This window comes from Pseudomonas sp., assembly GCF_032058845.1.
Taxonomy (GTDB): domain Bacteria; phylum Pseudomonadota; class Gammaproteobacteria; order Pseudomonadales; family Pseudomonadaceae; genus Aquipseudomonas.
Map to the genome: position 1 here is coordinate 21,613 of NZ_DAMCCR010000054.1, position 7,396 is coordinate 29,008.

A 7,396-nucleotide genomic window follows, 5' to 3' on the forward strand; every position below is an offset into this window, starting at 1 on the left:
GCCGTTTTCGTTGTGCAGAGGTGATTCACAGGGCTGCGCACAGCATCAGGCGTTGCGATGGCTGAAGGTTGCCAAGGCGCGCTCGATGCACTGCACGGTCTTGGCAAACGCCTGCACGCTGACATCCGACAGCGGCCGGGCGCTCTGGTCGGCCAGCACCAGCATGGCGACCTGGCCATTGACCGCCAGCGAGCGCATCAACAGGTGTTCGCTGCGCAGCAACGGGCGCAGCGCGGCAGGCATCAAGGGGGCGTACTGCCGGTGGTTTTCCGGCGTCAGGCGCAGCTGCGCGGCCTGGCTGGTGAGCCGCTCCAGCAGCCGGTTGTCAGCCACGGGCAAGGTCTGCGCCAGCGTCTCCTTGGGCACACCGGCGATCTGCTGCACGCGCAGGCACTCATTGACACGGTCGAACGATAGCAGCATGACCCGCGTGAATCCGCAGGCGGTCAAGGCGTCGCGCGCCTGGGTGGCGAGGTGCACGGCATTGGTGAAGCGATTGGTCTGGGCCAGCAGCTCGGTGCACAGGGTGCGCCAGGTGGCCAGGTCTTCTGCCGAGGGCGGCGGGGGCGGCAGCATGTCCGGGTGCAGGCGGCGCTGCTGCCAGGGCCAGAGCAGGGCTTCGGCCGGGTGGAACAGGTCGGCCCGGGCGTGGCGGCGGGCGCTGGCCGCGGCCTGTTGGTGCACCTGGTTCTGCACATCGTCCAGGCTGGTTTGCAGGTACAGCGCGGTGAGCAGTTGCCAGCGCAACAGGTGCGGGTTGTCCCAGCCCACCTGCGCGGCCAGCGCCAGATTGTTGGCCAGCAGCACGGTGTTGGCCGGCTGGTTGAACCAGCGGCGCAGGCCGGGTTCCTGGTCGAGGCGATGCTGCTGCTCCAGCGGGTCCTGCTCGCGGGAGATGCTGATCACCTGGGCCAGATGCTCGCGCTCTTCGAGCAGCAGGCGGTAACCCTGGGTCACCCACTCCGGCAGCCGCCAGTGTTCAGCCACCGCGCGGCACAACGCCATGATGCGCACCCCGAACAGTTCCTGTTCGACCTGGGCCGCGTCCTCACCGCGGTGGATGACCCGCAGCTCCCAGGTGTCGAGCAATGCGGGGTAGGCCAGCGCCAGCGGCCACAGCGGCGACAGGAACAGCAGGCTGCCCCAGTGAATTTCCTGCCACAGCCGCGCCAGACGGCTGGCGAACAGGCCGCTGGCCTGCTGGCTGGCGTGCTGGCTGATCTGCACGAACTGGTTGAGCGTGGGCGGCAGGTCGCTGCTGGGTACCGCTGGCAAACGCGCGAGCAGTTGCGCGCAGCGCGCCAGGCCCAGGCGATTGAGCGCCACCTCCAGGCTTTCGGCCGGCTCTGCCTGGCTGGCGTTGGCCGAATGGTTGGCCTCGCGCATCACCGACAGCACCAGCGCGGGGCTGCCCTGCATCAGTTCGGCGATGTCGCGCAGCGAGCGGCGCGAGTCGTTGATGGCCGACAGCACGCGGTCGTGGCTTTCCTTCGGAACCGGCAGCCGAACGCTATCGAGCACCTTCACCCACGCCTCTAGCGTCGATGGAACCTGACTTGGGACCTTGGTTTCACTTGGCATTTTGACATCAGTCCGAACTGGCTTTTCGCTAGGAGTGGCTATAGTCTGGCGCAGTTCTGCCGATAAGTAGAAGAAGAGTTTCAGAGCCCCCCTCCCGGTCCTTTTTCACCTCTGCTAATACGTTGAATTTATGGCAAAAATTATCGGCATCATCATCGTATTCGCCAGCGTGCTCGGCGGTTACGTTCTCTCGCACGGCAAGATCGGTGCCCTGATTCAGCCGTTCGAAGTGCTCATCATCGGCGGTGCCGCACTGGGCGCGTTCATCCAGGCCAACCCCGGCAGCATGACGATGCACGTCTTCAAGAAATCCCTGAAGATGTTCAAGTCGCGGTATACCCACGCCTTTTACCTGGAAGTGCTGAGCCTGGTGTACGAGATCCTCAACAAGAGCCGCCGCGAAGGCATGATGGCCATCGAGGCCGACATCGAGGACCCCGCGGCCAGCCCCATCTTCAGCAAGTACCCGAGCATCATCGGTGACGCGTCGATGATCGCGTTCATCTGTGATTACCTGCGCATCATGTCCACCGGCAACATGGCGCCCCATGAGCTCGAAGGCCTGTTCGACATGGAGCTGCTGAGCATGAAGGAAGAGCTCGAACACCCCTCCCATGCGGTGACCGGCATCGCCGACGGCATGCCCGGCTTCGGTATCGTTGCCGCGGTACTGGGCATCGTGGTGACCATGGCGTCGCTGGGTGAGGGTGACCAGGCGGCCATCGGCATGCACGTCGGCGCGGCGCTGGTCGGTACCTTCTTCGGTATTCTCGCGGCCTATGGCTTCTTCGGCCCGCTGGCCAACTGCCTCAAGCACGACGCCAAGGAAGAGATCAACGTGTACGAGGCGATCAAGGCCTCGCTGGTGGCCTCGGCCTCAGGCATGCCGCCCACGCTGGCCGTGGAGTTCGGCCGCAAGGTGCTGTACCCGGGCCATCGTCCAAGCTTCGCCGAGCTGGAACAAGCGGTCCGCGGTCGCTGAGTCATGGAGAACAACCAGCCCATCATCGTCAAGCGCGTCAAGCGCTTCGGCGACGGCCACCACGGCGGCGCCTGGAAAATCGCCTTCGCCGACTTCGCCACGGCGATGATGGCGTTCTTCCTGGTGCTGTGGCTGATGTCCACCGCCACCCCTGAGCAGAAGATCGCCATTGCCGGCTACTTCCAGGACCCGATCGGTTTTGCCGAAAGCGGCACGCCCTACGTCATCGACCTGGGCGGCACGCCGGAGATGGCGCCGGACAAGACCATCAATCCTGAACAGAACATGGAATCCACGCCGCCGCTCAACCCGCAAGTGAACAAGGATCAGGTCGAAAGCATGGCCGAGCAGGTCGAGCGCGAGCGTCTGGAACTGTTGCTGCAAGAGCTGCAGAACAAGGTCAACGAGAACCCCGAGCTGCAGAAGTTCAAGGACCAGATCCTCTTCGAGATCACTCAGGACGGCCTGCGCATCCAGATCATGGATGCCGAGAACCGGCCGATGTTCGACCTGGGCAGCGCCCGCCTGCAACCGTATTTCGAAGACATCCTGCTGGCCATGGCCGACACCATCAAAGCGGTGCCGAACAAGATCAGCGTCAGTGGCCACACCGACGCCAAGCCCTTTGCCGGCAGCGGCGGGTTCGGCAACTGGGAGCTCTCGGCCAACCGGGCCAACGCCGCGCGCCGTGCATTGGTCACTGGCGGTTACCCGGATGATCAGGTGGCGCGGGTGGTGGGCTATGCGTCGTCTTCGTTGTTCGATCGCAAGGACCCGCTGAACCCGGTGAACCGCCGCATCGACATCGTGGTGCTGACCAAAAAGGCCCAGCGCGACATCGAAGGCGAGCAGGGCACCCAGCCGCCTGCCAGCCCAGACGGGGCTGCCACCCCGCCGACCGGCGCTGCACCGGGTGCGACCGCCGCGCCTGGCAACGCTGCCGAGCCAGCGCCGATGCAGCCTCGCGAACTGCGCAAGAAGCTGAATATCTTCGAAGACGGCACGCTGCGCATGGAAGACAGCCAGGAATAACGGTTGGCTCCAACGCAAAACGCCCATGAGCGGTCAAGCGCTTCATGGGCGTTTTGCATTGAGGCGTAGAAGCGCTTTTGCAGCGCGGTAACGCTCGGAACTCAGTAAGACTCTTCGGGCAAGCTGGCGATGATCGAGCGGTAGCTGCTCATCCGTGGTGCCGAGATACGGCCCTCATCCAGCGCCTTGAGCAGGGCGCAACCCGGTTCGCGGTCGTGCTTGCAGTCGCGGAAGCGGCAGGTGCCGAACAGGTCGCGGAACTCGATGAAGCCTTCTTCGACATCGTCACGGCTGACGTGGCCCAGACCGAATTCACGGATGCCTGGGGAGTCGATCAGGTCACCGCCGTTGGGGAAGTGGTACAGCCGCGCGGTGGTGGTGGTGTGAGTGCCTTGGCCTGACCATTCCGACAAATCGCCGACTCGCGTCTGCGCCTGTGGCAGCAGGCTGTTGACCAGAGACGACTTGCCCACACCCGATTGCCCGACGAACACGCTGATATGCCCATCGAGCAGGCCCTGCAGGCGCTGCATGCCATCGCCGTGATGCGCCGAGACTTCCAGCAACGGGTAGCCCAGGTCACGGTAGACCGTGAGCAGGGCATTGAGCCCCGGCGCGTTGTCTTCGTTGATCAGGTCTGCCTTGTTCAGCAGCAGCAACGGGCGCAGGCCGGCGTGCTCGGCGGCCACCAGGTATCGGTCGATCAGGTTGGGGTGCGGCTCGGGCGCGGGTGCGAACACGATGACGATCAGGTCGACGTTGGCCGCCACTGGCTTGAGCTGGCCGTGGTTGTTCGGGCGGCGCAGCTCGGTGCTGCGCGGCATCTGCGCGACGATCACGCCAATGCCCTGGTTGCCCGTGCGCCAGACCACGCGATCGCCGGTCACCAGCGCCGGCAGGTTGGCGCGCAAGTGGCAGCGGAACACTTCGCCTGCGTTGTCGCCCTCTTGCGCCTCGACCTCCACCTGTACGCCGAAGTGCGCGATCACCAGGCCCAGTTGCTCAGGGCCGAGGTCGCCACCTTCCAGTTCCTGCAAGGTGTGTTGCTCACGCTTGGCGGCACGCGCGGCGCGCTCGTTCTGGATCTTTTCGATGCGCCAGTTTTGCCGGCGATTGAGTTGGCGTTTGGCCATGAGGGTTCCGTTGTGGCGGCTTGGAGAAGACAGCGCGCAGTCTAGCACGCCGGGCCCTGGGCTTATCGGCCGCCTTTGGGCCAGCCGACGGCTAGGCTACTATGAGCGGCTACCCGAGGAGCCTTTATGCACAACCCACAGAACCTGATCTGGATCGACCTGGAAATGACCGGCCTGGATCCGGATAACGACGTCATCATCGAGATGGCCACCATCGTCACCGACAGCGACCTGAACACCCTGGCCGAAGGCCCGGTGATCGCCATCCACCACAGTGACGAGGTGCTGGCGCGCATGGATGAGTGGAACACGCGCACCCATGGCAATTCCGGGCTGACCCAGCGCGTCCGTGACAGCCGCGTCGGCATGGCCGAGGCCGAAGCCCAGACCGTGGCCTTCCTGGAGCAGTGGGTACCGAGGGGCAAGTCGCCGATCTGCGGCAACAGCATCTGCCAGGACCGCCGCTTCCTGTATCGCCACATGCGCACGCTGGAAAACTATTTCCACTACCGCAACCTTGATGTCTCGACCCTCAAGGAGCTCGCCGCACGCTGGGCGCCCCATGTGCGCGACAGTTTCCAGAAGGGCGGCACGCACCTGGCGCTGGACGATATCCGCGAGTCGATCGCAGAACTGCGTCACTACCGCGAACATTTCATCAAGGTCTGACCCACGCGGGCATCGATTCTGTCGCTGCCCCCTTCTGGTGCGCGGGGAGAGTGGTTAGACTGCGCGCCTTTTGCGCAGGGGCCTGCACCATGTTGTTGATGCTCTACCTCATCGCGATCACGGCCGAAGCCATGACCGGCGCACTGTCGGCCGGTCGCCGGGGCATGGACTGGTTCGGCGTGGTGCTGATCGCCTGCGTCACGGCGTTGGGCGGTGGCTCGGTGCGCGACGTGCTGCTGGGCCACTACCCGCTGACGTGGGTGAAGCACCCTGAATACCTGGTGCTGACCAGTCTTGCGGCCATCGTCACCATGATCATCGCGCCCCTGATGCGCCGCTTGCGCGCGCTGTTTCTGGTGCTCGATGCCCTGGGTCTGGTGGCCTTCACCCTGATCGGCTGCATGACCGCGCTGGAGATGGGCCAGGGCATGCTGGTGGCGTCGATCAGCGGGGTGGTCACAGGGGTGTTCGGCGGCATCTTGCGCGACATCTTCTGCAACGACATTCCTTTGGTGTTTCGCCGCGAGTTGTACGCCAGCGTGTCGTTCGCCGCGGCGTGGTTCTATCTGGGCTGCGTGCATTTCCGCGTGCCGGCCGAGCAGGCCATGCTGCTGACCTTGTTCGGTGGCTTCCTGCTACGGCTGCTGGCCATCCGCTTTCACTGGGAAATGCCCAAGTTCCACTACAACGATCAGCAGTGATCGGCGCGGCGCCGGTGTTCTTCCAGCGCCCATTGCACGTGTTCCCTGACCAGCTCGGAGGCATCCTCGCGGCGTGCGTTCAGCGCTTCGAGTACCGGGATGGTCGAGGGCGCATTGCCCAATCCTACCGCCAGGTTGCGCAGCCAGCGCTCATAGCCGGCGCGGCGCAGCGGCGAGCCTTCGGTCAGGCTGAGAAAGCGCGCTTCATCCCAGAGGAACAGCTCGGCCAGGTCGGCGTTGTCCAGGCCGTGGCGGGGCATGAAGTCGTTTTCCCGGGTGGGGCGGGCGAAGCGGTTCCATGGGCAGACGATCTGGCAGTCATCGCAGCCGAACACGCGGTTGCCGATCATCGCGCGCAGCTCGACGGGAATGGCGCCCTTGAGCTCGATGGTGAGGTAGGAGATGCAGCGCCGGGCATCCAGCACATACGGGCCGACGAAGGCCTGGGTCGGGCAGATGTCCAGGCAGGCGCTGCAGCGGCCGCAGTGTTCGCTGGTCTGGGCAGGGTCGACCGGCAGCGGCACGTCGACGAACAGCTCGGCGAGGAAGAAGTAGCTACCCGCCTTGCGGTTGAGCAGCAAGGTGTTCTTGCCGATCCAGCCGAGCCCGGCTTCCTGCGCGATGGCCTTTTCCAGCACCGGCGCGCTGTCCACGAAGGCGCGGTAGCCAAACGGGCCAATCGCCTGCTGAATGCGGTCGGCCAGGTGCTGCACGCGCTTGCGCACCAGCTTGTGGTAGTCGCGGCCCAGGGCGTAGCGCGACACATAGGCCTTTTGCGGTTGCGCCAGCACCTGGGCCATGCGCGTGTCACCGGGCAGGTAATCCATGCGCAAGGACACCACGCGCAACGTGCCGGGGATCAACTGTTCCGGGTGCGCGCGCTTGCTGCCGTGGGCGGCCATGTACTCCAGCTCGCCGTGGTAGCCCGCTGCAAGCCAGCGCTCCAGGTGCTGCTCGTGCTCGCCAAGGTCGACCCCGGCGATGCCGACATGGGCAAAACCGAGTTCGCGGCCCCAGTCTTTGATCGATTGGGTCAGTGTGGGCAGGTCGGAAAGGGAAGCAGACATGGATGGGCAGGGCAATACAGGCTCAGGTGCGTATAATTCTGCCAGACATCGGAGCCTTTGACCCTATGCCTCAGACCAAACACCGCTCGACCGCCGCGCAAGTGCTCGGTGCGCACAACCTGCCACGCCTGGCACCGCGCCCGTCAGACGCCCATAAAGGTGCCTTTGGCCACGTTCTGGTGGTCGGTGGCGACCTCGGTACCGGCGGCTCGGTACTGCTCAGCGCCGAGG

General features: G+C 64.8%; 7 protein-coding genes and 1 pseudogene. 5 read left to right on the forward strand and 3 right to left on the reverse strand.

Features of this window, described 5'->3' with window-relative positions:
• Nucleotides 1-45: 45 nt before the first annotated feature.
• The gene (locus RT028_RS12035; protein ID WP_312935119.1) at nucleotides 46-1,581 is read right to left on the reverse strand and encodes an HDOD domain-containing protein; all 1,536 of its coding nucleotides are present in this window, start codon (nucleotides 1,579-1,581) and stop codon (nucleotides 46-48) included.
• A gap of 130 nt (nucleotides 1,582-1,711) precedes the next feature.
• Here RT028_RS12035 and motA point away from each other — a divergent pair, with 130 nt between their 5' ends.
• Both motA and motB read left to right on the forward strand, forming a co-directional pair.
• Nucleotides 1,712-2,563 (forward strand): flagellar motor stator protein MotA, encoded by an 852-nt coding sequence (gene motA / locus RT028_RS12040; RefSeq protein ID WP_312935121.1) that lies wholly within the window; start codon nucleotides 1,712-1,714, stop codon nucleotides 2,561-2,563.
• Nucleotides 2,564-2,566: 3 nt separating this feature from the next.
• Nucleotides 2,567-3,595, forward strand: coding sequence for a flagellar motor protein MotB (gene motB / locus RT028_RS12045; RefSeq protein ID WP_312935122.1), 1,029 nt, complete (start codon nucleotides 2,567-2,569; stop codon nucleotides 3,593-3,595).
• A gap of 101 nt (nucleotides 3,596-3,696) precedes the next feature.
• Here the strand turns inward: motB and rsgA are convergent, their stop codons facing one another.
• Nucleotides 3,697-4,728, reverse strand: a complete 1,032-nt coding sequence (gene rsgA / locus RT028_RS12050) for a small ribosomal subunit biogenesis GTPase RsgA (RefSeq protein WP_312935124.1) — start codon at nucleotides 4,726-4,728, stop codon at nucleotides 3,697-3,699.
• Nucleotides 4,729-4,854: 126 nt separating this feature from the next.
• Here rsgA and orn point away from each other — a divergent pair, with 126 nt between their 5' ends.
• Together orn and RT028_RS12060 are read left to right on the forward strand one after the other, a co-directional pair.
• The gene (gene orn / locus RT028_RS12055) at nucleotides 4,855-5,397 is read left to right on the forward strand and encodes an oligoribonuclease (RefSeq protein WP_312935125.1); all 543 of its coding nucleotides are present in this window, start codon (nucleotides 4,855-4,857) and stop codon (nucleotides 5,395-5,397) included.
• Nucleotides 5,398-5,486: 89 nt separating this feature from the next.
• The gene (locus tag RT028_RS12060) at nucleotides 5,487-6,098 is read left to right on the forward strand and encodes a trimeric intracellular cation channel family protein (RefSeq protein WP_312935126.1); all 612 of its coding nucleotides are present in this window, start codon (nucleotides 5,487-5,489) and stop codon (nucleotides 6,096-6,098) included.
• On the opposite strand, the gene queG is transcribed toward RT028_RS12060, so the two are convergent.
• Nucleotides 6,089-7,165: a tRNA epoxyqueuosine(34) reductase QueG gene (gene queG, locus RT028_RS12065; protein ID WP_312935128.1), complete on the reverse strand. Its 1,077-nt coding sequence runs from the start codon at nucleotides 7,163-7,165 to the stop codon at nucleotides 6,089-6,091. The genes RT028_RS12060 and queG overlap by 10 nt on opposite strands.
• Before the next feature lie 65 nt (nucleotides 7,166-7,230).
• Between queG and RT028_RS12070 the strand changes: the two are divergent.
• Nucleotides 7,231-7,396, forward strand: a pseudogene (locus RT028_RS12070) (NAD(P)H-hydrate dehydratase); the annotation flags it as partial.

What these genes read in the sequence shown, in the direction of transcription:
- RT028_RS12035 (WP_312935119.1), bottom strand. Translation starts at nt 1,581, where the DNA reads ATGCCAAGTGAAACCAAGGTCCCAAGTCAGGTTCCATCGACGCTAGAG.
- motA (WP_312935121.1), top strand. Translation starts at nt 1,712, where the DNA reads ATGGCAAAAATTATCGGCATCATCATCGTATTCGCCAGCGTGCTCGGC.
- motB (WP_312935122.1), top strand. Translation starts at nt 2,567, where the DNA reads ATGGAGAACAACCAGCCCATCATCGTCAAGCGCGTCAAGCGCTTCGGC.
- rsgA (WP_312935124.1), bottom strand. Translation starts at nt 4,728, where the DNA reads ATGGCCAAACGCCAACTCAATCGCCGGCAAAACTGGCGCATCGAAAAG.
- orn (WP_312935125.1), top strand. Translation starts at nt 4,855, where the DNA reads ATGCACAACCCACAGAACCTGATCTGGATCGACCTGGAAATGACCGGC.
- RT028_RS12060 (WP_312935126.1), top strand. Translation starts at nt 5,487, where the DNA reads ATGTTGTTGATGCTCTACCTCATCGCGATCACGGCCGAAGCCATGACC.
- queG (WP_312935128.1), bottom strand. Translation starts at nt 7,165, where the DNA reads ATGTCTGCTTCCCTTTCCGACCTGCCCACACTGACCCAATCGATCAAA.